General features: G+C 66.1%; 19 protein-coding genes and 1 tRNA gene. 8 read left to right on the top strand and 12 right to left on the bottom strand.

What is annotated here, in order from left to right:
* Window positions 1–2: 2 nt before the first annotated feature.
* Complete coding sequence (locus FBZ89_RS09950; protein WP_040847295.1) at window positions 3–188, bottom strand: DUF1192 domain-containing protein; 186 nt, start codon at window positions 186–188, stop codon at window positions 3–5.
* Between the two features lie 140 nt (window positions 189–328).
* On the opposite strand from FBZ89_RS09950, the gene FBZ89_RS09945 reads away from it, so the two are divergent.
* Entirely contained in the window at window positions 329–1,306 is a 978-nt protein-coding gene (locus FBZ89_RS09945) for an NAD(P)H-quinone oxidoreductase (RefSeq protein ID WP_145749848.1), read from the top strand.
* A gap of 215 nt (window positions 1,307–1,521) precedes the next feature.
* On the top strand, window positions 1,522–2,157 hold the full coding sequence (locus FBZ89_RS09940) for a DUF1013 domain-containing protein (protein ID WP_145749847.1): 636 nt from the start codon (window positions 1,522–1,524) through the stop codon (window positions 2,155–2,157).
* 142 nt (window positions 2,158–2,299) lie between these two features.
* Here the strand turns inward: FBZ89_RS09940 and FBZ89_RS09935 are convergent, their stop codons facing one another.
* Window positions 2,300–3,388, bottom strand: a complete 1,089-nt coding sequence (locus tag FBZ89_RS09935) for an alkene reductase (protein ID WP_145749846.1) — start codon at window positions 3,386–3,388, stop codon at window positions 2,300–2,302.
* Between the two features lie 214 nt (window positions 3,389–3,602).
* On the opposite strand from FBZ89_RS09935, the gene FBZ89_RS09930 reads away from it, so the two are divergent.
* Window positions 3,603–4,202 carry a UbiX family flavin prenyltransferase gene (locus tag FBZ89_RS09930; protein ID WP_145749845.1) on the top strand — a complete coding sequence of 200 codons (600 nt, stop codon included), beginning with the start codon at window positions 3,603–3,605 and terminating at the stop codon, window positions 4,200–4,202.
* Between the two features lie 59 nt (window positions 4,203–4,261).
* Here FBZ89_RS09930 and FBZ89_RS09925 read toward each other — a convergent pair whose 3' ends face one another.
* From FBZ89_RS09925 to FBZ89_RS09915, 3 genes are all read right to left on the bottom strand, one after another.
* Entirely contained in the window at window positions 4,262–5,290 is a 1,029-nt protein-coding gene (locus tag FBZ89_RS09925) for a glucokinase (RefSeq protein WP_281292012.1), read from the bottom strand.
* 324 nt (window positions 5,291–5,614) lie between these two features.
* The gene (locus FBZ89_RS09920; RefSeq protein WP_145749843.1) at window positions 5,615–6,574 is read right to left on the bottom strand and encodes a hypothetical protein; all 960 of its coding nucleotides are present in this window, start codon (window positions 6,572–6,574) and stop codon (window positions 5,615–5,617) included.
* Between the two features lie 11 nt (window positions 6,575–6,585).
* On the bottom strand, window positions 6,586–6,813 hold the full coding sequence (locus FBZ89_RS09915) for a DUF6471 domain-containing protein (protein ID WP_145749842.1): 228 nt from the start codon (window positions 6,811–6,813) through the stop codon (window positions 6,586–6,588).
* A 113-nt stretch (window positions 6,814–6,926) separates the two neighbouring features.
* Here FBZ89_RS09915 and FBZ89_RS09910 point away from each other — a divergent pair, with 113 nt between their 5' ends.
* Entirely contained in the window at window positions 6,927–7,904 is a 978-nt protein-coding gene (locus FBZ89_RS09910; RefSeq protein WP_145749841.1) for an IS1595 family transposase, read from the top strand.
* Between the two features lie 6 nt (window positions 7,905–7,910).
* Here FBZ89_RS09910 and FBZ89_RS09905 read toward each other — a convergent pair whose 3' ends face one another.
* Window positions 7,911–8,207: a hypothetical protein gene (locus FBZ89_RS09905; protein WP_145749840.1), complete on the bottom strand. Its 297-nt coding sequence runs from the start codon at window positions 8,205–8,207 to the stop codon at window positions 7,911–7,913.
* Window positions 8,208–8,464: 257 nt separating this feature from the next.
* Window positions 8,465–8,893, bottom strand: coding sequence for a hypothetical protein (locus FBZ89_RS09900; protein ID WP_145749839.1), 429 nt, complete (start codon window positions 8,891–8,893; stop codon window positions 8,465–8,467).
* Window positions 8,894–9,597: 704 nt separating this feature from the next.
* Between FBZ89_RS09900 and FBZ89_RS09895 the strand changes: the two genes are divergently transcribed.
* Window positions 9,598–9,672, top strand: a tRNA-Val gene (locus FBZ89_RS09895).
* A 162-nt stretch (window positions 9,673–9,834) separates the two neighbouring features.
* On the opposite strand, the gene FBZ89_RS09890 is transcribed toward FBZ89_RS09895, so the two are convergent.
* Window positions 9,835–10,584, bottom strand: coding sequence for an enoyl-CoA hydratase-related protein (locus FBZ89_RS09890; RefSeq protein ID WP_145749838.1), 750 nt, complete (start codon window positions 10,582–10,584; stop codon window positions 9,835–9,837).
* 367 nt (window positions 10,585–10,951) lie between these two features.
* On the opposite strand from FBZ89_RS09890, the gene FBZ89_RS09885 reads away from it, so the two are divergent.
* Window positions 10,952–11,917: an RNA polymerase factor sigma-32 gene (locus FBZ89_RS09885; RefSeq protein ID WP_145749837.1), complete on the top strand. Its 966-nt coding sequence runs from the start codon at window positions 10,952–10,954 to the stop codon at window positions 11,915–11,917.
* A gap of 10 nt (window positions 11,918–11,927) precedes the next feature.
* On the opposite strand, the gene ggt is transcribed toward FBZ89_RS09885, so the two are convergent.
* The 3 genes from ggt to FBZ89_RS09870 all read right to left on the bottom strand — a co-directional run bounded on the left by ggt (window position 11,928) and on the right by FBZ89_RS09870 (window position 16,390).
* Window positions 11,928–13,760 carry a gamma-glutamyltransferase gene (ggt, locus tag FBZ89_RS09880; RefSeq protein ID WP_246172123.1) on the bottom strand — a complete coding sequence of 611 codons (1,833 nt, stop codon included), beginning with the start codon at window positions 13,758–13,760 and terminating at the stop codon, window positions 11,928–11,930.
* Between the two features lie 308 nt (window positions 13,761–14,068).
* Window positions 14,069–14,647 carry a cold-shock protein gene (locus FBZ89_RS09875; protein ID WP_145749836.1) on the bottom strand — a complete coding sequence of 193 codons (579 nt, stop codon included), beginning with the start codon at window positions 14,645–14,647 and terminating at the stop codon, window positions 14,069–14,071.
* Between the two features lie 294 nt (window positions 14,648–14,941).
* Window positions 14,942–16,390 (bottom strand): sigma-54-dependent transcriptional regulator, encoded by a 1,449-nt coding sequence (locus FBZ89_RS09870; RefSeq protein ID WP_145749835.1) that lies wholly within the window; start codon window positions 16,388–16,390, stop codon window positions 14,942–14,944.
* A 237-nt stretch (window positions 16,391–16,627) separates the two neighbouring features.
* Here FBZ89_RS09870 and FBZ89_RS09865 point away from each other — a divergent pair, with 237 nt between their 5' ends.
* On the top strand, window positions 16,628–17,629 hold the full coding sequence (locus FBZ89_RS09865; protein WP_145749834.1) for a methyltransferase domain-containing protein: 1,002 nt from the start codon (window positions 16,628–16,630) through the stop codon (window positions 17,627–17,629).
* Window positions 17,630–17,726: 97 nt separating this feature from the next.
* The gene (gene ykgO, locus FBZ89_RS09860; RefSeq protein ID WP_012973122.1) at window positions 17,727–17,852 is read left to right on the top strand and encodes a type B 50S ribosomal protein L36; all 126 of its coding nucleotides are present in this window, start codon (window positions 17,727–17,729) and stop codon (window positions 17,850–17,852) included.
* 228 nt (window positions 17,853–18,080) lie between these two features.
* On the opposite strand, the gene FBZ89_RS09855 is transcribed toward ykgO, so the two are convergent.
* Window positions 18,081–20,159, bottom strand: a complete 2,079-nt coding sequence (locus tag FBZ89_RS09855) for a M13 family metallopeptidase (protein ID WP_246172122.1) — start codon at window positions 20,157–20,159, stop codon at window positions 18,081–18,083.
* Window positions 20,160–20,246: the final 87 nt, after the last annotated feature.

Genomic DNA, 20,246 nt, shown 5'->3' with positions numbered 1-20,246 from the left:
GTCTAGCTTTTGAAAAACGCGGCGGCGGCGTTCAGCGAGGCCTGCTTGGCCTTGATGGCGTCGTCCACCCGCGCGATCTCCGCTTCCAGGCTGTTGCGGTATTCGCGCAGTTCCCCCACCGACAGGCGGGCGATGTCCAGGAAGCTGCTGGGGCGGCTCGGCGGCGGGGCGATGTCGTCGGTGTCCATGGGGCGGCTGCCTTTCCTGCGGAGGGCCGACCCTCCGGCGTGTCGGTTGTCACTGTGCCGCCGGGGGCCTACATGGTGCAAGACCCCAAGCGGCGAGGGGACCATCCCCCGCCGGACGTAGTCGCGGAGATCCTGCAGCCATGCGCGCCATCGCCATCACCCAACCCGGCGGTCCCGAGGTTTTGAAGCCCATCGAGCGGCCGACGCCGCAGCCGGGCCCGGGCCAGATCCTGATCCGTGTGGCCGCCGCCGGCGTCAACCGGCCGGATTGCCTGCAGCGCGCCGGCAGCTACCCGCCGCCGCCCGGCGCGTCCGACCTGCCGGGGCTGGAGGTGGCGGGCACCGTCGCCGCGCTGGGCGAGGGGGTGACGGGCTGGACCGTGGGCGACGCCGTCTGCGCCTTGGTCAACGGTGGCGGTTATGCCGACCATGCCGTGGCGCCGGCCGGCCAGTGCCTGCCCGTGCCCGAAGGCTTCAGCATGGTGGAGGCGGCCGCCCTGCCGGAAACCTTCTTCACCGTCTGGACCAATGTCTTCGATCGCGGCCGGCTGGCGGCGGGGGAGAGCTTCCTGGTCCACGGCGGCACCAGCGGCATCGGCACCACGGCCATCCAACTGGCCAAGGCCTTCGGCGCCCGCGTCTTCGCCACCGCCGGTGGGCCGGACAAGGCCAAGGCCTGTGAGGACATCGGCGCCGATCGCGGCATCGACTACAAGGCGGAGGATTTCGTCGCCGTGGTGAAGGAGGCGACGGGCGGCCGGGGGGTGGACGTCATCCTGGACATGGTGGGCGGCGATTATGTGCCGCGCAACATCGACGCCCTGGCCGACCAGGGCCGCCACGTCACCATCGCCTTCCTGCGCGGGGCCAAGGTGACGCTGAACATCGCGCCGGTGATGACCAAGCGCCTGGTCCTGACCGGATCGACGCTGCGCCCGCGTTCGGCGGAGGAGAAGGCCGCCATCGCCGCCAGCTTGGCGGAAAAGGTGTGGCCGCTGCTGGCGCGAGGAGAGGTCCGTCCGGTCATCTTCAAGACCTTCCCCTTGGAAGAGGCGGCGGCGGCGCACGCGCTGATGGAAAGCAGCAGCCATGTCGGCAAAATTGTTCTGACTGTTTAAGTCTGGAAAACTCTACGGCAAGGGGAGGCGCGCCCATAAAAAGGCGTGGCCTCGCCCGTCGCGTGCCTCTATATAGCTCATGTACGCGTCACAGTTTTCCGTCCGGCTGCGTGGGGCCTTCAGCCCGCGCGACGGGCGGATATTGCTTTTCGCGACCTTGTTCACGGGTTTTGATGCGTGTTGGCGGGACGTTCCGCCACGGGTTAGGAGGAAGCATGGCACTGCCCTTGATGCCGAAGGCGACCGCGGTCTGGTTGGTTGAGAACACCGCGCTGTCCTTTGAGCAGATCGCCGAGTTCTGCGGCATGCACTCGCTGGAAGTGCAGGCCATCGCCGATGGCGAGGTGGCGATCGGCATGGTCGGGCGCGATCCGGTGGGCAACGGCGAGTTGACCAAGGATGAGATCGAGCGCTGCGAGAAGAACCCGGACCTGAAGCTGCAGATTCGCATCCACGACCTGCCGCAGCCGATCGCGCGCTCCAAGGGTCCGCGCTACACCCCGGTGACCAAGCGCGGCGACAAGCCCGATGGCATCGCCTGGCTGCTGAAAAGCCATCCGGAACTGTCGGACGCCGCCATTTCCCGCCTGATCGGCACCACCAAGCCGACCATCGCCGCGGTACGCGACAAGACCCACTGGAACACCAGCAACATCAAGCCGCGCAGCCCCGTGCTGCTGGGCCTGTGCAGCCAGCGTGAGCTGGAGGCCGCCCTGTCCCGCGCCCGCCGCGGCCTGCCGGAGCCGGAGCTGGAAACGACCACCCTGCTGGAAACGGCCGAGGACCGCGCCCTGGCCGCCGAGCAGGCGGCCCTTGAGGACGAGGACCGCGAGGAGGAGATCGAGGACTGATCCTCTGATCTCATCCCGCATACAGCAAAAGGGCGGCCCCGCGAGAGGCCGCCCTTTTTGTTCTGGGGCAATGGTACCACGGCAAGCCCACCGGCATGAGGTGTCATGCCGGATGGCCCGCCGGCGTTTGAGGCAAGCGGCGTCAAGCCGCGCTGGGCCAGTCGGTGTAGCCCTTGGCGCCGCCGCCGTAGAAGGCCTCCTGCGGGGCCTGGGCCAACGGCGCGCCGGTCTTCAGCCGGTGCACCAGGTCGGGGTTGGCGATGAAGGGGCGGCCGAAGGCCACCATGTCGGCGCGACCCTCGGCGATGGTGCGGGCCGCCAGGTCGCGGTCATAGCCGTTGTTGGCGATGTAGCCGCCACCGAACTTCCGGCGCAGGGCCTGGAAGTCGAAGTTCTGGGCGCCATTGGGGCCGCGCGTCTGGCCTTCCACGCAGTGCAGGTAGGCCAGGTTCAGTTCACCCAGCCGCTCGGCCAGGAAGCCGTAGGTGCCGTTGGGGTCGCTGTCCAGCGGCGTGTTCCCCGCCGCCTGGGTGATGGGCGACAGGCGCACGCCCACGCGGTCCGATCCCCAGATCTCGGCCACCGCCTGGGCCACCTCCACCGTCAGGCGGGTGCGGTTCTCCACGCCGCCGCCGTAGCGGTCGGTGCGATGGTTGGTGCTGTCGCGGATGAACTGCTCCAGCAGGTAGTTGTTGGCGGAATGCACCTCCACCCCGTCGAAGCCGGCGGCCTTGGCGTTGCGGGCGGCATTGCGGTAGTCGTCGATGATGCCGGCGATCTCCGCCGTCTCCAGCGCGCGGGGCGGGGAGGGCTGGGCGAAGCCGCCTTCGACATAGGTCTCACCGCCAGCTTGCAGGGCGCTGGGCGCCACCGGGGCGGCCCCGCCCTCCTGCAGGCTGGTGTGGGAGATGCGGCCCACGTGCCACAGCTGCAGCACGATGTGGCCGCCGGCCTGGTGCACGGCGTCCGTCACCGCCTTCCACGCCGTCACATGCTCCGGCGTGTAGATGCCGGGGGTGTAGGCGTAGCCGCGCCCCTGGCGCGAGATGTTGGTGGCCTCGGTGATGATCAAGCCGGCGGTGGCGCGCTGGCGGTAATAGTCCACGGCCAGGGGGGTGTGTACCCCGTCCATGCCGGCGCGGGCACGCGTCAGGGGCGCCATGGCGATGCGGTTGGCGACGGGGATGGCGCCAATATGGGCGGGCGCGAAAAGATCGGGAGTGGTGGTCATGGTCGAACCCGTTCCTTCTGGGGATGGCTTGAAAGGCCATGGTTAACGGCACGCCCATGAACATAGGTCCACGACGGCGCCGCTTTTAGACCGCTGTCGTGACATGACCCTTCGCGATCGGGAAATAATGGTGGGTTCGTACCGCGCGGCGCCGTTTCATCCAAAAACAATTCCGGTGGACGGCGGCGGCGGCGCGGCGCTACATCGCAGCATCATGACCAACGCCCCCTCCCGCCTCATCGTCGGCATCAGCGGCGCCTCCGGCGTGCGATACGGCGTGCGCCTGCTGGAAACCCTGCGCCCCCTACCCATCGAAACCCACCTGGTGATGAGCCGGTCGGCGGAGATGACGCTGGCGCATGAGACGGATTTGAAGCCCGCCGAGGTGCGGGCCCTGGCCGACGTCAACCATGCCGTCGCCGACGTGGGCGCCGCCATCTCCAGCGGCAGCTTCCGTACCCTGGGCATGGTCATCGCGCCCTGCTCCATCCGCACCATGAGCGAGATCGCCACCGGCGTGACCTCCAGCCTGCTGACGCGGGCGGCGGACGTGGTGCTGAAGGAACGGCGGCGCCTGGTGCTGATGGTGCGCGAGACGCCGCTGCACCTGGGCCATCTGCGCAGCCTGACGGCCCTGGCCGAGATGGGCGCCATCATCGCCCCGCCGGTGCCGGCCCTATACATCCGGCCGGACAGCGTGGACGAGTTGGTGGACCACACCGTCGGCCGCGTCCTGGACCTGTTCGACATCGACAGCGGCCGCCTGCGCCGCTGGGGCGAGGCACCGCCGGAGGATGCCGAGACGGGGGACTGACGCTGTCTTGGACTTGAAGAAAACTGAGCGCCGCGGGTGGTCCGTGGCGCTCGGTCTCCTCAGCCGTCCAGCTTGGCGGTCAGGCCCAGGAAGGCCGGCAGCGGGTGGGTCACCACATAGGTGGGGATGGGGCCCAGATAGTCGCGCATGCGGCCCTTTTCCACGAAGCGCTTGCGGAAGCGGCTGTGGGTGAAGAAGGACAGGATGCGCGGCGCGATACCGCCGGCGATGTAGACGCCGCCGCGCGCACCGATGGACAGGGCCAGGTTGCCGGCCACGGTGCCCAGCATGCCGCAGAAGGTTTCCAGCGCCTCGATGCAGGCGGGATCGCCGGCATGCTGGGTGCCGGCGGCCGTGACCTGGGCGGCGGTCAGGCGCGCCGGCTCCTTGCCATCGGCCAGGCACACCGCCTCATAGAGGTTGACCAGGCCGGGGCCGGACAGCACGCGCTCCGCCGACACATGGTCGAACTGCTTGCGTAGCACGCCCAGGATGGCCGACTCCCGGTCATTCACCGGGGCCATGGTGACGTGGCCGCCTTCGGTGGCCAGCGCGGTCCAGCCGGGCTGGCCGTTGCTGCGCTTGCGCGGGATCAGGGAGGAGACGCCCAGGCCGCTGCCCGGGCCCAGGACGGCGATGGGCGCGTCCGCCACAGGCGCGCCGTCCCCCACCTGCGCCCGGTCGTTGGCGCCCAGGGCGGGGATGGACAGGGCCACGGCGGTGAAGTCGTTGACGACCTCCAGCCGGTCCAGCGACAGCGAGCGGCGCACGCCGTCGATCGAGAATTCCCACGGCAGGTTGGTCATGCGGATCCGGTCGCCGGTCACGGGACCCGCCAGGGCGATGGCGGCCTGTTTGGGCCGGGCGCCCGGCGCTTCCAGCGCCAGATAGGCCTCTGCCGCCGCCTCCAGCGAGGGGTAGTCGGCACAGGGCAGGATGCGCACGCCCGAGATGCTGGCGGCGTGGGCGTCGTGCGGCGCTGTTTCCGAGGATTCGGAGAGGGCAAACCGGGCGTTGGTGCCGCCGATGTCCGCCAAGAGCGAGAGGCCCTGCATGGGTGACGCCTTCCTTTTCCGTTTCCTTCCCATTCCAACGACCCGGCCGGCCTTATGTCCGGCCGCCGGGTGCGTACCCCATTATACAGATAGGGTGTGCGCCCGGGGGAAACCCCGCCCGCGCGCGTTTTTCGCACCCGACTTAGAGCGTGGCGGAGACAGCGCTGTCAATATCATTGGTGTAAGAAAATTGCGGTCTTATGGCGCAAACACCACCGGCGGCGGGAGGGCGGTGATATGAGGCGCCCGCTCCACCGCGTGGCGGCCGCAGCCGTCTCAGCCCTTCTCGGGCTCTTCCTCTTCGTCGCGCCGGCCGTCGGTGGTCCAGCAGATGATGTAAGGGTTGCTGAGGAGCTGTTACGTTATCATGCACAGATGATTCACACACGACAGCTTGGCGCCAACCCGACCATTGTTCTGCAGGGCGGCCACATCCGGCCCAGCGTTTCCTCCATTGGTCGCATGTCCAACCCTATAAGCCATAGCCGTATATCTGAAATTATTGAATCCATTCAGCTTGTAAACAACACATATCACGATGTAAGAATTGCCGACTTTTTCGGAGCTAATAGTGGGATTGGCTATTCCACTGATCTTATCTTTATTTGGAAAAATAAACCCCATAATGCTGCCATTGGTTTCATCAAACCTGAGGCCGTTTGTATATTTGGCGACATCTCCAATACTACCAAACGCTTCAGTCCTTATATAATATGGACAAACTCGCCCGCCGACATTCTCAATATGATAATTCGCCTTTATTTCTATATAGCCTTGGTGCATTGTCAGTTCAGCGACACTTGTGGAAACGGTAATCCACGCTCTATCGGTTTCGATGAGAGCAGTCTCCATCAATTCGATAGACTTTTTGGAGTTTTCTTCAGAAATTTTATTTGCACCTTCCGTAACTTTGACTGCCCGCCAAGCGGCCTTCGCGGAATCACTGGCGGCTTTAAACGCAAGATAAGCGAGCACAACACCTACAATACCAGCAATGGCACCAATGCCACCAGAGACCGTTTGCCAGTTACCAAGCCATGCTTGTTCTTCAGCTGCTACCGTAGACCGCCGACTCATCTCGAGACTTTTATCTTCACGGTCGTTGGATTTATTTTCGCGCTCCCTGGCGCGTTCGGCATCATCTGGGCTCTCAATAATCTTAACTGGAAACGCATACTCTGCGCTTCCGGATTCTTCTTTTTCTCCTGGTCGCTCACCACTACCTATTTTCTGTTCGCTATTGGTAGCGTCCCGACTTGGCTTGGATGGCTGTTGCCCATCTTGGATTACTGACGCCAAGGAGATCGGGGCGAACAATGCGTTCGCGCCTATCCATCCGACAGCCGCAGCGTATGACAGTCGATAGCTGATAGACATTGCAGTAAGAACGCCGCCGTGAATCCCCCACGGCTGATCTTATTCGCAATGTTGCGTTCCGTCTCCGGGATTCCCATGGCGGTAAGCTTCTCTGCCAACTCGCGATACCCGACGTTGCGCCGCTTCAGCTCGGCCTTCAGCAGGGCCTTGGCCCTCTCCGACCATTCGATTCCAGTCATGTCAACTCCATATTCGGTATGAACATCACCATATTCGATGTAATCACCGTTGACAAGGCACCGCCTAAACATCATCATATTCGATGTAACAACATCACATCTGGTGATATCCCGTGTCCCAACACTTCCTCCTTTCTGCCGCCGCGCGGACGATCAGCCTGAAGGCTGTTCTGTCCCTGACGGACGCGGATGCGTGGAAGCTGTTTCAGCGTCTGCGCTGGCCGGACACCGATGGTGCGCCGGTGTGCCCCTGCTGCGGCAATGGTCGGTGCTATGACGTGACGCGAGGCGCGACTCCGCGCTTCCGTTGTGCTGCCTGCCGGAAGGACTTCAGCCCGACCAGCGGCACGCTGTTCGCCTACCATAAGCTCTCGATCCGGGATTACCTGGCGGCGATCGTGCTGTTCGTGAACGCCGTGAAGGGCATCAGCGCCCTTCAGCTCGGCCGGGACATGGACATCTCCTACAAGGCCGCCTGGGTGCTCTGCCACAAGCTGCGCGAGGCGATGGCGTCGGAGATGAAGGGCGCCAGCGTTGGCGGCTCAGGCGAGACTGTCGAGGTGGACGGCTGCTATGTTGGCGGCCATGTCCGTCCGGCGAACTACAAGGCCAACCGCAAGGACCGGCGCCTGGCCCAGCACCAGACCGGCAAGCGCAAGGTTGTGGTGGCGATCCGGGAACGCGGCGGCCGCACGGTCGCCGCCGTCTTCCCGACGGAGGAAGCGTCGGCCGATTTCATCAAGGCCCGTGTCGAGAAGGGAACCACCGTGCATACGGATGAAGCCCATTCCTGGGAACCACTGCGCACCAAGTTCCGGATCCGCCAGATCAACCACAGCTTCGCCTACAGCCACGACGACGCCTGCACGAACCAGGCGGAGAGCTTCTTCAGCCGGTTGCGGCGCGCCGAGTGGGGCCAGTACCACCAGATCAGCGATCTCTATCTGGGAAGATATGCGGCCGAGATGGGCTGGCGGGAGGATCACCGCCGCCAGCCCAATGGGGTTCTATTCTCGCGGCTCGTGGGCCAGGCCGGCCGGTCGCCGATGTCGATCGACTTCACCGGCCGGTGGCAGAAGCGCGCGGCCTGAGGCTCCCTACTTCACGACGATGTAATAGCCGCCTCTCGCGAACTCGCGGACCTCATAAGTCCATTGAAGGTCGCAGCGGACCTCGAAGCATCGATCCAGGATGCACCGCCGTACCAAGTCCACATGACGGCACTGGAAATTGTTGACCCTGACGAAGTCGACGAACACCTGAGCGCTCCCAGCATCCAGGGGTGGGGCGACCTGTTCGCCGGTCAGCTCGATTTTCTGCTGGGCATCTCCCGCCCAGGCAGCAGTAACCGTTGCGCTGCCGGCGACAGCGCACGCAATGAAGAAACGCTTCATGACCTATCCCCGTGCTTGCCCGTCCCCAGCCAGCTGGCGCCGGGCGGTTGGTCGCATGCACACAGGGAGACATGCCCCACGTATTCCCCAACGCCGGGAGCGACCCGCCGTTGTGTGAGGGTGTTGTATTCCGTGGGCCGCCCGACATAGCGGGAACCCCGTGTGAACGCGCACTGCGTGCCGTCATCAAGCGACCAAGCCCGGTGACGGCGCCGGCACTATGACATGGGTGCCGGAATCATTTCCATGAGCAATGCTCATTGTTGTGCGAGTCGCCAGGTGCACTCCAATCCATCGCCGAGCCGTTCGACGATGCCCTTGGAGCGCAGTCGCCTTAGCGCGATGCGCACATCATTGTTGGCGTTGAGATAGGCGCCGTGGTCGCTTTCATCCTGGTTCTCGGCCCGCATCACCAGTTGGACAAGCGCGCTGCTGGCCATGGGCCCGTCAGTCTCGCGAAGGAGATCGATTAGCACATGGGTGAACGGATCGCGGTGGCCGCCCGGACGCCGCTCTATGGGCTTGATGGCATTCGGCGACTTGTCATAGCCCACCATCAAGAGAACCCGGCCGATAGCATCAAGATCGTTCAGCAGCGCCTGGAGCTGACGCCGAAGTTTCGCGATCTCGCCGCCCAGCTCGGCTCGCTTGGTCACCAGGCCGGATATCAGGTGCGTGTCGGTCATGCCCCAGATTGTAGGGGAGGCCGCTGGTCATGGCGCGGGCGCCGTGGTTGCGTTTGCGCCATAAGGCCGGAAAATTGGGGCCGGGGGACCCCTGGCGATGTAACGCAATTACACGATCTTCTCTTGAATCAATGTGTTGCGTCGCACAACGGTTGGGGCAAGCCGATTTTCAGCGGCCAGAGGCAATAGCCTGAATAATCAAGATTCTTCGGCCGAGATGCATTTTCCGCTTGATCAAGCGGGTCCTGATCGGCATATTGTGCAGTGCGACATGGCCGCGATTGTGGTTCTGTCGTAACGCACTTCTTGGGCGTTTCCTCCCTAAACTCAAGGCCGCGCCAATAGGCGCGGCCTTCTTTATTTCCGGGTCTCGGGCCGTCCGTCCCGCCGCCGTCCGATGGGCGGAAGCCCGACTACCCTGCGCCAAGCGACGCGGACTGTTTTCGCGCCCCGGCCCTCACGCAGGCGGTGAGCCGCCCCCCGGGTCGCCAGTATCGCCCCCGCCACCAGGGAAGGCGAACCCCACCGCTGCATTGAAATGCTTCATTCCCCCGCACCGCCGCGCCCGTCAGCGGCACGGGGAAGAAAATTTTCGATTTGATGAAACAGAAGGGTTGCCAGCCGGTTCGGGCGATGCTACACAGCCGCCCACGCCGATGACCCCAGTAACGGGGCCCCGCAAAAATCGGTGGATTTCGAAGGATGGGCGCGTAGCTCAGCGGGAGAGCACTACCTTGACATGGTAGGGGTCACAGGTTCAATCCCTGTCGCGCCCACCATCCTTCCCCAGAAAAATCAATATGTTGAAGCCGCGACGGGCAACCGGGCGCGGCTTTTGCGTCTCTGGTCCGAACGCGACCGACGTTGCCCCACGGGCTTGGCCCGCCCGTATCCCCGACGCTTGGGGACACGGGCGGAACCGCCGCCGGCAGCGGCCCCGATCAGCGGCCCTTGGACAGGAAGGCCTGGAAGGCGGCCTTGGCCTCGGGGCTGGTCAGCGCCTGGGCGAACAGGGTGGCCTCACGCGCCATGGCTTCCAGCACCTGGGGGGTGTCATGGCGCATCAGGGCCTTGGTGTTGGCCATGGCCGCGCGGGGCTTGGCCGCCAGCGCTGCCGCCTTGGCCGCCGCATGCTCATACAGTGTTTCTGAGGGGATGACGGCGTTGATCAGGCCCGCCGCCTCCGCCCCATCGGCCGTCAGCGCCTCACCCGCCATCAGCATGGCGGCGGCGCGGGGGTGGCCCAGCAGCCGGGCGGCCAGCACGCTGGATCCCGCCTCCGGCACCAGGCCCAGGCTGACGAAGGGCATGGCGAAGTGCGCGGTGGGGGCGGCGTAGACCAGGTCGCAATGCATCAGCAGGGTGGTGCCCACGCCCACCGCGTGGCCTTCCACCGCCGCCACCACGGGCTTGGGGAATGTCGCCAGCGCGCGCAGGAAACGCATCACCGGGGTGTCGGCCGACAGCGTGGGGCTGGCCAGGAAGTCCGCCAGGTCGTTGCCGGCGGTGAAGCTGCCGCCCGATCCCTGGATCAGCACCGCGCCCACGGTGTCATCCGTGGCGGCGCCGGTCAGCGCCTCGGCCAGGGCCGAATACATGGCGCCGGTCAGGGCGTTGCGCTTTTCCGGCCGGTTCAGCACCAGGGTGCGGACCCCGTTCCCGTCCTCCACCAGGACCGCGGCGTGACTCATCTTCTCATCTCCCAAGGTGTCCCCGGCGGCGGCGCTGCGGCGTCCGGCCCGGCGGTTAGTGATTGCTTATCCCGGGATGCTGCCGCAGCCGGGCACGGCGGGCAAGGCTTGCATGATGACATTCACTGGAATGATCCGCCCCTGGGATATCAAGCACGCCGGAACCATCCGGTCGCGGCGGCGGTTGGAAAGGGCGTTGGGTACGCCGCGTGCTTGTTCAAGGCCGTTAACCCAATCTTTAGATGTCCCGGCAAAAGATGACAGCGTGGTGAACGGGGCGCGTCGGATTTGCTGCCCCCCACCACCTTACTCTGGGCCAAGTCCGGTGCCGATATGCGGCCAGGACGGTACTGAAAGGGGACGGGCGATGGGTTCATTCTCTTCTGAGTCGGTCGACCTGCTGCGGGCCTACACGGCCCAGGCCAACCGCTACCCCATGCTGTCGCCCGAGCGAGAGCTTGAGCTTGCCAACCGCTGGACTGTCAACCAGGACCAGCGCGCCGCCGATGAACTGGTGCACAGCCATATGCGCCTGGCCATCAAGATCGCCTCCCGCTATGCCCGGTCCGGCCTGCCCGTGGGCGATCTGGTGTCGGAGGCCAACATCGGCCTGGTGAAGGCGGTGCAGCGCTTCGACCCGTCGCGCGGCTTCCGCCTCGCCACCTACGCGCTGTGGTGGATCCGGGCGGAGGTGCAGTCCTACGTCCTGCACAACTGGTCCATGCTGAAGGGGGGCAACACCGCCGCCCTGAAGCGCTTGTTCTTCAACCTGCGCCAGGCCCAGCGCCGGCTGGGCGTCCACGACCGCATGATGACGGACGAGGAGGCGGAGCGCATCGCGGTGGAGATGGACGCCACGGTGGAGGAAGTGCGGGAGATGGAGCATCGCTTCGCCACCCCCGTTGCCTCCCTGAACGTCTCCATGGGTGAGGATAATGACCAGGAGGCCATGGACTTGCTGGCCGACGACGCCGAATCGGTGGAAAGCCGCCTGGCCGAAGGCAGTGAGCTGCGCCAGCGCAAGGGCCTGATGCTGGATGCCCTGAAGTCCCTGGGCGACCGTGAGCGCCATATCTTCATTTCCCGCAACCTGGCGGACGAGCCGGTGACGCTGGAGCGGCTGGCCCAGCATTACGGCGTCAGCAAGGAACGCATCCGCCAGATCGAGACCGGCGCCTACAGCAAGGTGGCGCGCAGCGTGCGCCGCGCGGCCGAGGGCGGCGTCATCACCGCCCCCATCCTGCCCATGGCGGCCAAGCGCGCGAAGTCCGGCATGGGCCGCGTGCCCACCGCCAACGACATCATGGCCCAGGCCGCCCGCTCGGCGGCTTGAGGCGGGTTCCTCAGTCCCCCGCCGCCAATCCCTCGCGGCGGGGGTCGACGCCGCCTTCCAGGCCGGTGGCGGTGCGCTTGATGACGTGCAGGCCGCTGGGCATGGCCTTCAGCTCCACCGTCTGGCCCAGCGCTTCCAGCCCGGCCTTCAGGGACGGGGCCCAGGGGCCGCTTTCCAGGGCGGTGGTGCCGTTGCGGTTGACGATGCGCGGCAGGTTCACCGCCTCCTGCGCGTCCAGGCCCCAATCCAGTGCCGCCACGATGGTTTCCGCGACATAGCCGATGATGGCCGGCCCGCCGGGCGAGCCCACCAGCAGCATGGGCTTGCCCGTCTGGTCGAAGACGATGGTAGGCGCCATGGAGGAGCGCGGGCGCTTGCCCGCCGCCACGGCGTTGGCCACGGGCAGGCCTGTTCCCGGGCTGGTGGGGATGAAGGAGAAGTCGGTCAGCTGGTTGTTCAGCACATAGCCGTCCACCGCCATGCCCGAGCCGAAGGCGAACTCCACCGACGTGGTGAAGGACACGGCCATGCCGCTGTCGTCCATCAAGGACATGTGCGAGGTCGACGGGATGTCCGCCTGCCAGCCGGGACCGTACAGCGCCCCCTGCTTCTGCGGCGGCACGCCGGCGGGCACGGGGCCCTTGGCCGCGTGCGCCGGATCGATCAGCTTGGCGCGCTCGGCCAGGTAGCCCTTGTCCAGCAGCCCCTTGGGCACGGTGACGAAGGCGGGATCGCCGACATAGAGGTCGCGGTCGGCGTAGGCCAGGCGGCTGGCCTCGACCATCAGGTGCCAGGCGGTGGGGGAGTCCTTGCCCAGGCCCTTCATGTCGAAATGTTCCAGCAGGCCCAGCATCTCCACAATGGCGATGCCGCCGGAACTGCTGGGGCCCATGCTGCACACCTTCCACTGGCGGTAGGGCGTGCACAGGGGATCGCGTTCCTCGACCTTGTAGGCCGCCAGATCCTGGACGGTAACCAGGGCCGGAGCCCCCCCGGGCGTGTCGGCCGGAAGGGCACTGTCGGCCAGATGCTTGGCCAGATCCTGGCCCAGAATGCCGTGGTAGTAGGCGTCGGGGCCTTGCGCGGCCAAGACCTCCAGCGTGTGTGCCATGGCCGGGTTACGGAAAGTCTCCCCCGCCTGCAGCGGCGTCAGGCTGCCGTCGGGCCCGGTATGGAAGAACAGGGCCAGCATGTCGGGCCGGTCCTTCAATTGCGGCGTCAGCCCCTTCAGCAACAGGGCCAGGCGCGGGCTGACGACGAAGCCGTCGCGAGCCAGCTGGATGGCCGGCTGGAACAGGGTGGCCCAGGGCAGCTTGCCATAGCGCTTGTGCGCCTCCGCCAGCAGGGCGGGGATGCCCGGCGTACCCACGGCGCGCCCACCGTCAAAGGCGCGCATCAACGGCATGGGGCGGCCGTCGGGGCCGACGAACCGATCGGCGGCCGATCCCGCGGGCGCCGTTTCCCGTCCATCCAGGGACACCAGCTTCTTGGTCTTGGGATCCCAGATCAGCATATAGCCGCCCCCGCCCAGGCCAGAGGATTGCGGCTCCACCAGGCCCAGCACCAGCTGCACGGCGATGGCCGCATCCACGGCGCTGCCGCCCTGCCGCAGCATGGCGTGCCCGGCCTCCGCCGCCAGCGGGTTGGCCGCCACCACCATGTCCGACTTGGTGCGTACCACCGGCCGTGGCGTGAAGGGCGAGGCCAGTTCCGGATCGCCACCCTGGGCATGGGCCGGGCCGATCGCCGCCAGCGGTGCCAGGATCAGTGCGCCGGCCAGAAGGGCGGCGGTAAATGGGCGGCGGGTGGGGGCGGGGGCGGGCTGCCGGGGCTTTTTATGCATGCCGCAACAATGGCATGCCGCCGCCGGCCAGGGAACAGGGGAGAGGTGGCGGAGGGAGGAGGGGCGTCACCCCGCCGCGCCCTGCTACCGCTACCATGCGGGCAAGACAAAACGCGCCGTCCGGCCGGACGGCGCGTTCCGTGTCTCCGGCCCGCGAATTAAGCTCCCCAGCGCCGGCACCCGGCTGATCCCAAAGGGGATGCTGCCAGATGCCAGCGGGTCGAGGACGAACCCATCTGTCAGGAAACAGGAAATCCGGCGCCGGGGCTTCCCGGCGCCGTCAATCCCGTTCTACCAGATCGGATGGATCAGAGGACTTCCACGCGATTGGCCTGCGGACCCTTCTGACCCATGCTGGTCGTCAGGCGCACCCGCTGCTCCGGCGTCAGGGCGCGGACGCCCGAACGCTCCAGCGCGGTGATGTGGACGAACACGTCCTTCCCGCCGCCATCGGGGGTCACGAAACCGAAGCCCTTGTCGGCGCTGTAGAACTTCACAGTGCCTTCAACGGTCTCGGTCGGGCCGCTGGATTCCCAGCCACCGGCGGCACGGCGCGGGGCGCCACCACCGAAGCTGTCGCGGCGACCGCCGCCCATGCCACCGCCCATGCCGCCGCCGCCCGGGGTGGCGGTGGACTCATCCACGCTGTGGATGGCGGCAACCTGCGGGCCCTTCTGGCCCTGGGACAGGTCGCAATTGATGGTGGTGCCGTCCGCCAGGCTGTCATGGCCGAAGGCCTGCACGACGGAAGCGTGCAAGAAGGCGTCCGGCGACCCGTCGGACAGGGTCACGAAACCAAAACCTTTCGTGGGGTTGTACCACTTGACGGTGGCGTTGACGCCCCGGCGGGTGATCTGCGGGCTCTGCGGAGAACGGCGCTCATACATGTGATTTGAACTCGAATGTAGTCGATAAAGTGCTTGGCCGGGGGCACCGGTCGCAAGGAAAGGCCCTAACACGCGCCCCTCCCAAGCCGGATCTGGCTGCGCAGGATTCTCTCCTGTGTGGGAGCTTATACCGAAAAAAACGGGACTGCACCAGCCATGCGATGCCGGATGCCCAAGTCATTTCGGAGGTAGCTGGGCCCCGCTGGGCGCACTTGCGCCATCAACCTGAATAGGCCGCAATAACGGGTAGCAATGTTGGTGTCCGGGCCCCAGATGTAGGGGGCTCTCCTTTGGTCAGCCGGTGATCTTAATTTTCCACTGTTGCAGCTTGCGATAAATGGTCGACGGGCTGATTTCCAACAGCGCCGCGGCTCGGGGCACATCATCGCCCGTCAGCGCAAGCGCACGTTGAATCGCCTGCTTTTCCAGCTGCCATAGGGGCACGACCTCGGTCGAGGAGGCCAGCGGGTCCGCGGCGGCCGGCGCGGCCGGCGTCCGCTCCGGGGACGGCGCGGCGATCGACTCAGGCGGGTTGCTGCGGGTTGCGGCGGTATCCGCCATGGCGCTGCGCAGCGGTTCCGGCAGCATGGCGCGGGTGACGGCGGCCCCGTCGTTCAGCACGACCACGTTGCGCAGGATGTTCTGCAACTGCCGGACGTTGCCGGGGAATTCGTATGCCATCAGCGCCGATTCGGCATCGCCATCCAGTCGCTGGAAGGCCTTGCCCTCCTCCTTCGCCATGTCCGCCAGGAAATGCCGCGCGATCAGGCAGACGTCGCCCTCCCGCTCGCGCAAGGGCGGCAGATGGATGGGCACCACGTGCAGGCGATAGTACAAATCCTCGCGGAAGCGGCCGGCCGCCACCTCGGCCAGCGGGTCGCGGTTGGTGGCGGAGATGAAGCGGACATCCACCTTCTCCATCTGCGTGCCGCCCACCGGCTGGAAAGTGCCGGTCTGGACGAAGCGCAGGATCTTGGCCTGCAGCTCCATCGGCATCTCGCACACCTCGTCCAGGAACAGGGTGCCGCCGTCGGCCTGGCGCGCGGCGCCCGCGCGGTCGCCGACCGCCCCGGTGAAGGCACCCTTCACATGGCCGAAGATCTCGCTTTCCAGCAGGTCCTTGGGGATGGCGGCGCAGTTGATGGCGATGAAGGGATGATCGCGGCGGGGGCTGCAGCGGTGGATGGCATCGGCCGCCAGCTCCTTGCCTGTGCCACTTTCCCCGGTCAGGAAAACGCTGGCCCGGCTCGGCGCCACGCTTTCGATCAGGCGGTAGACCGTCTGCATGGGGGTGGAGGCGCCGATGAAGGAATGGAAGCTGCCCCGGTCCAACTCCCGCCGGTAATGGGCGACGATGCGGGTCAGGCGCCGCCGCTCCAGCGCGTTGCGCACGGTGACGATCAGGCGGGCGGCGGTGAAGGGCTTCACCAGGAAATCGAAGGCGCCGTCGCGCATGGCCTCCACCGCCACGCTGATGGAGCCGTGGGCCGTCACCACGATGACCGGCAGGTCGGGGTGGCTCTCCCGGGCGGCGCGCAGCACCTCCAGCCCATCGATGTCCGGCAGCTTCAGGTCCAGCACCAGGGCGCCTGGCTGCCGCAGGCGCAGGCTTTCCAGCGCCTGGGTGCCCGTCTCCCGGTGCTCCACCTCGTACCCCTCGCTATGCAGGTATTCGGTGTAGACCCGAGCCAGGGGCGCGGTGTCCTCGACGAGCAGCACCCGGTTGAGATCCGACTCGGTCATGGGCCTATCTGGTGTAGCGGGTGGATGCCCCGGGCGAAGGCATGTGTGCAACGCAAGCGCCTGGAACCGTAGCGTATTCGCGGCGCCGGCGGCTTAAGGCCGGCGGAGGGGGGCCGATTTCCGCCCCATCCAGGTGCCCTCGGACCGCGCGCGCGTTTCAGCATTGCCATTTCAACCGTCACGCAATGACTGTACAATATGTTTCCGCATTAATGTTCCAAGGGGCTGGTTCCACGCATGTCTGCCCAGCAGGGCTCCAAGGGTGCGGCGCTGCCACCGGCGACCTTGCCGCAAGCGACCCTGAAGGATCGCTTTGTCGCCTGGTGGGAAGGCTACGACCTGGCTGCGGTGCTCAGCCGCCGTCCGCGTGCCGACGAGGAACAGGGGGCGGGCGGCGTCCAGGGCGGTTCCGCCAAGCAGTCGCCCCAGTCCTCCACGGAGCGGCGCACTCTGAACCGCTCCGGCAAACCCCTGTGGACGGCCACCCGTGTGCAGGTGGCGGAAAAGATTTGGGGCGACGGCTACGCCACCCCCGGCGGCAACGAACACATTCCCACCCTGGTGAAGCCCCTGGGCCTGAACCCTGCCATGAGCGTGCTGGACTTGGCCGCCGGCCTGGGCGGGTCCACCCGCAGCATGGCCTCGCAGTTCGGCGCCTGGGTGACGGGCCTGGAATCCAATCCCGTGCTGGCGGAGGCCGGCATGTTCCGTTCGCACAAGGCCGGCATGGCCCGCCAGGCGCCCATCCAGCCCTTCGACCCGGAAACCTTCTCCTGGCCCAAGCGCGTGGATGCCGTGTTCGCCAAGGAGGGCTTCTACACCGTCCGCAACAAGGACGGCCTGCTGGACGCGGTGGAGGCGGCGCTGAAGCCGCGCGGCCATTTTCTGTTCACCGACTACGTTCTGGACAAGGCCAAGGCCAGCGGCCCCGTCTTCAAGGGCTGGCTGGACCATGAACCGGTTGAGCCGCATCCCTGGACGGTGGACCAGTACGCCCAGGGCCTGCAGCAGCGCAACCTGGACATCCGCATCACCGAGGACCTGTCCGACCTGCACCGCAGCCTGATTCTGACCGCCATCCAGGGGCTGGTGACTCACCTGGAACAGCACAGCATGGATCACGAGACCAAGATCGCGGTGGTGGAGGAGGTGGAGCTGTGGGCCCGCCGCGTGGCGGTGCTGGACGCCGGCATCCGCCTCTACCGTTTCTATGTGTTGAAGCCGGCGGATATCAGCTGATCGATTTTACGATATGACTCAGGTTGACAGCGGGGCCGGCCCTTACTATTTTCCCGGCCTCGAACCGTGATCCAATCCAAGTGCCCGAGTCCAAATCATGAAGATCGTGAACTCCCTGAAGTCGATGAAGACCCGCCACAAGGCTTGCCGCGTTATCCGCCGCAAGGGTCGCGTGTACGTCATCAACAAGCAGAACCCGCGCTTCAAGGCCCGCCAGGGCTGATAAGGCGTTTCTGCCCCGTGGCTGGTTCGCCGGCCATCGGAACCAAAAACCGCGCCTGGATGAAGGCGCGGTTTTTGTTTTGAGGCTTTGGGATTTCTTGCGGCTCGGGCGCGATTCGGCGGTGATTGCCGCCCAGCCATGCAGAAGCCCCGCCAGCACGGGCCGGCGGGGATCTTCCTTTGAGACTCGGCCCGTGGCTTCCGGGGAAGCCACGGGGGTCCCGGCCGCTTACCAGACCTTGCAGGCCTTGGCGCCGCGGTTCATGGCCGCGTCGGCCTTGCAGTTGAAGGCCTTGGCGAACTCCGGATTGTTGGAGACGACGCCGTTCACCCGGTATTCCGACAGGGAATGGACGTCGGTGATCGCCTGGTCGCGCTTGGCGTCGTCGCGCTGGTTGCTGCACCACACCTGGGCATAGCCCAGGAAGAACTTCTGTTCGGTGGTGAAGCGGCCGTCCTTCTTGGCCGCCTTGCCCTTCAGGGTGGCCATCAGGGCCTTCAGGGCGATGGCGTGGCCGCCATTGTCGGCCAGGTTCTCGCCCAGCGTGGCCTTGCCGTTCAGGTGCACGTCGTCGATGGCGACGAAGCCGTCGTACTCGTCCACCACGCACTGGGCGCGGGCCTCGAACTTCTTGGCGTCCTCGGCCGTCCACCAGTCCTTCAGGTTGCCGTCCTTGTCGTACTGGCGGCCCTGGTCGTCGAAGCCGTGGGTCATCTCATGGCCGATGACGGCACCAATGGCGCCGTAGTTGATGGCGTCGTCGGCGCCCGCGAAATAGAAGGGCGGCTGCAGGATGCCGGCCGGGAAGTTGATGTCGTTCTCGGTCGGGTCGTAATAGGCGTTCACGGTCGGCGGGCTCATCTCCCACTCCTTCCGATCGTGCGGCTTGCCAATCTTGGCCAGCCGACGTGCCGTCTCGAACGCGTTGGCGCGCTGGACGTTGCCCACCAGGTCCTCCTTCCTGGTCGTCAGCTTGGAATAGTCCCGCCACTGGTCGGGGTAGCCGATCTTGTCGACGATGGCGTCCAGCTTCTCGTGCGCGCGCTTCTTGGTCGCGGGGCTCATCCAGTCCAACTGGTCGATGTCGACTGAATACGCCGCCTTCAGGTTCTTCACCATGGTCAGCATCTTGGCTTTTTGGCCGGCGCCGAACGCGGTTTTCACATAATACTTGCCCAGATCCTCGCCCAGGGCGCCGTCCGTCGCGGCCACGCATCGCTTCCAGCGGGGCAGGTTCTGCTCCACGCCGCGTACCTTCTTGGAGAAGAAGTTGAACCGCTCATCCACGAAGGGCTTGGACAGCCAGCTGGCGAAGGTGCGTTCCACTTGCCAGGACATGTACGTCTTCACGTCGTCGACCGAGGCTGCCGCCAGGACCGCCTCCATGCCCTTTTCCAGAAATCCGGGCTCGGCGACGTTGAGCGTCTTGAAGGCCGGCGCGCCGGACGCCTTGAAATAGGCCTCCCAGCCAAAGCTGGGGGCCAGCTTGGTCAGCGTCGCCACCGGCTCCTTATGGTTGGTCTGCTGCGGATCGTTGAGGTCCGCCAGACCGAGCGAGACGCGTGCCAGCTCCGTCTCCATCCGCATGACCACTTGGGCCTTGGCGTCTGCCGCCGCCGGGGCGTCTCCCAGCAACTGGAAGACATGGGATATGTGCTCCAGATAGGCTTGGCGAATGCTGTCGAACTTGGCGCCGTCGCGCAGGTAGTAGTCACGGTTGGACATGCCCAGACCGCCCTGCTGCACCGCGGCGATGTCCTGGCGGGCGTCCTGGAAGTCGGTCTGGGCATCGAAGTTGAAGAACACGTCCACGCCCACGGCGTGCAGCTCCGCCACCAGGGCCGGCAACTGGTCCTTGGACGTCAGGGCTTTGACCTTGTCCAGTAGGGGCTGGACGGGGGCGGCGCCCTTGGCGTCGGCCCCGGCCTCATCCATGCAGGCGGCGTAGAAATCGCCCACGCGCTGGTTGTCGGCGTTGGGGTGGGCGACGATATCCTCCAGCGCCGCTTTCAGGATCTGCTGGTTGCGCTCATGCAGGGCGTTGAAGCTGCCCCACCGCGACTGGTCGCTGGGGATGGGGTTGGCCTTGATCCAGGGACCGCAGGCGTACTGGTAGAAGTTCTGGCAGGGGTCGACCGAGTCATCGACCTGGGGCAGGGCCGCGTCCGTGGCGGACGCCTTGGCCGCGGGCTTCGCCGATTCGGCTGCTCGGGCCGCCGGGGCCGCCACCAGGGGTAGCGCCACCAGGGCGGTGGCCAGGGCGATGGGCGCTGCCCGGTTCAGTATCCCCGCGATAGGCTTGCTCATGTGGATGCTCTACCTTCTGTCATTATGTTTTTTCAAATGAGCAGGGGCGCCGGTGGTCCGCACCGGTGCCCCTGTCGGCACCCCTGT

Source organism: Nitrospirillum amazonense, assembly GCF_007828045.1.
Lineage (GTDB): Bacteria > Pseudomonadota > Alphaproteobacteria > Azospirillales > Azospirillaceae > Nitrospirillum > Nitrospirillum amazonense_C.
Note: the sequence above shows the minus strand (reverse complement) of the source record. Positions and strands in the feature narration are given on the sequence as shown.

What these genes read in the sequence shown, in the direction of transcription:
- FBZ89_RS09950 (WP_040847295.1), bottom strand. Translation starts at nt 188, where the DNA reads ATGGACACCGACGACATCGCCCCGCCGCCGAGCCGCCCCAGCAGCTTC.
- FBZ89_RS09945 (WP_145749848.1), top strand. Translation starts at nt 329, where the DNA reads ATGCGCGCCATCGCCATCACCCAACCCGGCGGTCCCGAGGTTTTGAAG.
- FBZ89_RS09940 (WP_145749847.1), top strand. Translation starts at nt 1,522, where the DNA reads ATGGCACTGCCCTTGATGCCGAAGGCGACCGCGGTCTGGTTGGTTGAG.
- FBZ89_RS09935 (WP_145749846.1), bottom strand. Translation starts at nt 3,388, where the DNA reads ATGACCACCACTCCCGATCTTTTCGCGCCCGCCCATATTGGCGCCATC.
- FBZ89_RS09930 (WP_145749845.1), top strand. Translation starts at nt 3,603, where the DNA reads ATGACCAACGCCCCCTCCCGCCTCATCGTCGGCATCAGCGGCGCCTCC.
- FBZ89_RS09925 (WP_281292012.1), bottom strand. Translation starts at nt 5,290, where the DNA reads ATGGGAAGGAAACGGAAAAGGAAGGCGTCACCCATGCAGGGCCTCTCG.
- FBZ89_RS09915 (WP_145749842.1), bottom strand. Translation starts at nt 6,813, where the DNA reads ATGACTGGAATCGAATGGTCGGAGAGGGCCAAGGCCCTGCTGAAGGCC.
- FBZ89_RS09905 (WP_145749840.1), bottom strand. Translation starts at nt 8,207, where the DNA reads ATGAAGCGTTTCTTCATTGCGTGCGCTGTCGCCGGCAGCGCAACGGTT.
- FBZ89_RS09900 (WP_145749839.1), bottom strand. Translation starts at nt 8,893, where the DNA reads ATGACCGACACGCACCTGATATCCGGCCTGGTGACCAAGCGAGCCGAG.
- FBZ89_RS09890 (WP_145749838.1), bottom strand. Translation starts at nt 10,584, where the DNA reads ATGAGTCACGCCGCGGTCCTGGTGGAGGACGGGAACGGGGTCCGCACC.
- FBZ89_RS09885 (WP_145749837.1), top strand. Translation starts at nt 10,952, where the DNA reads ATGGGTTCATTCTCTTCTGAGTCGGTCGACCTGCTGCGGGCCTACACG.
- ggt (WP_246172123.1), bottom strand. Translation starts at nt 13,760, where the DNA reads ATGCATAAAAAGCCCCGGCAGCCCGCCCCCGCCCCCACCCGCCGCCCA.
- FBZ89_RS09875 (WP_145749836.1), bottom strand. Translation starts at nt 14,647, where the DNA reads ATGTATGAGCGCCGTTCTCCGCAGAGCCCGCAGATCACCCGCCGGGGC.
- FBZ89_RS09870 (WP_145749835.1), bottom strand. Translation starts at nt 16,390, where the DNA reads ATGACCGAGTCGGATCTCAACCGGGTGCTGCTCGTCGAGGACACCGCG.
- FBZ89_RS09865 (WP_145749834.1), top strand. Translation starts at nt 16,628, where the DNA reads ATGTCTGCCCAGCAGGGCTCCAAGGGTGCGGCGCTGCCACCGGCGACC.
- ykgO (WP_012973122.1), top strand. Translation starts at nt 17,727, where the DNA reads ATGAAGATCGTGAACTCCCTGAAGTCGATGAAGACCCGCCACAAGGCT.
- FBZ89_RS09855 (WP_246172122.1), bottom strand. Translation starts at nt 20,159, where the DNA reads ATGAGCAAGCCTATCGCGGGGATACTGAACCGGGCAGCGCCCATCGCC.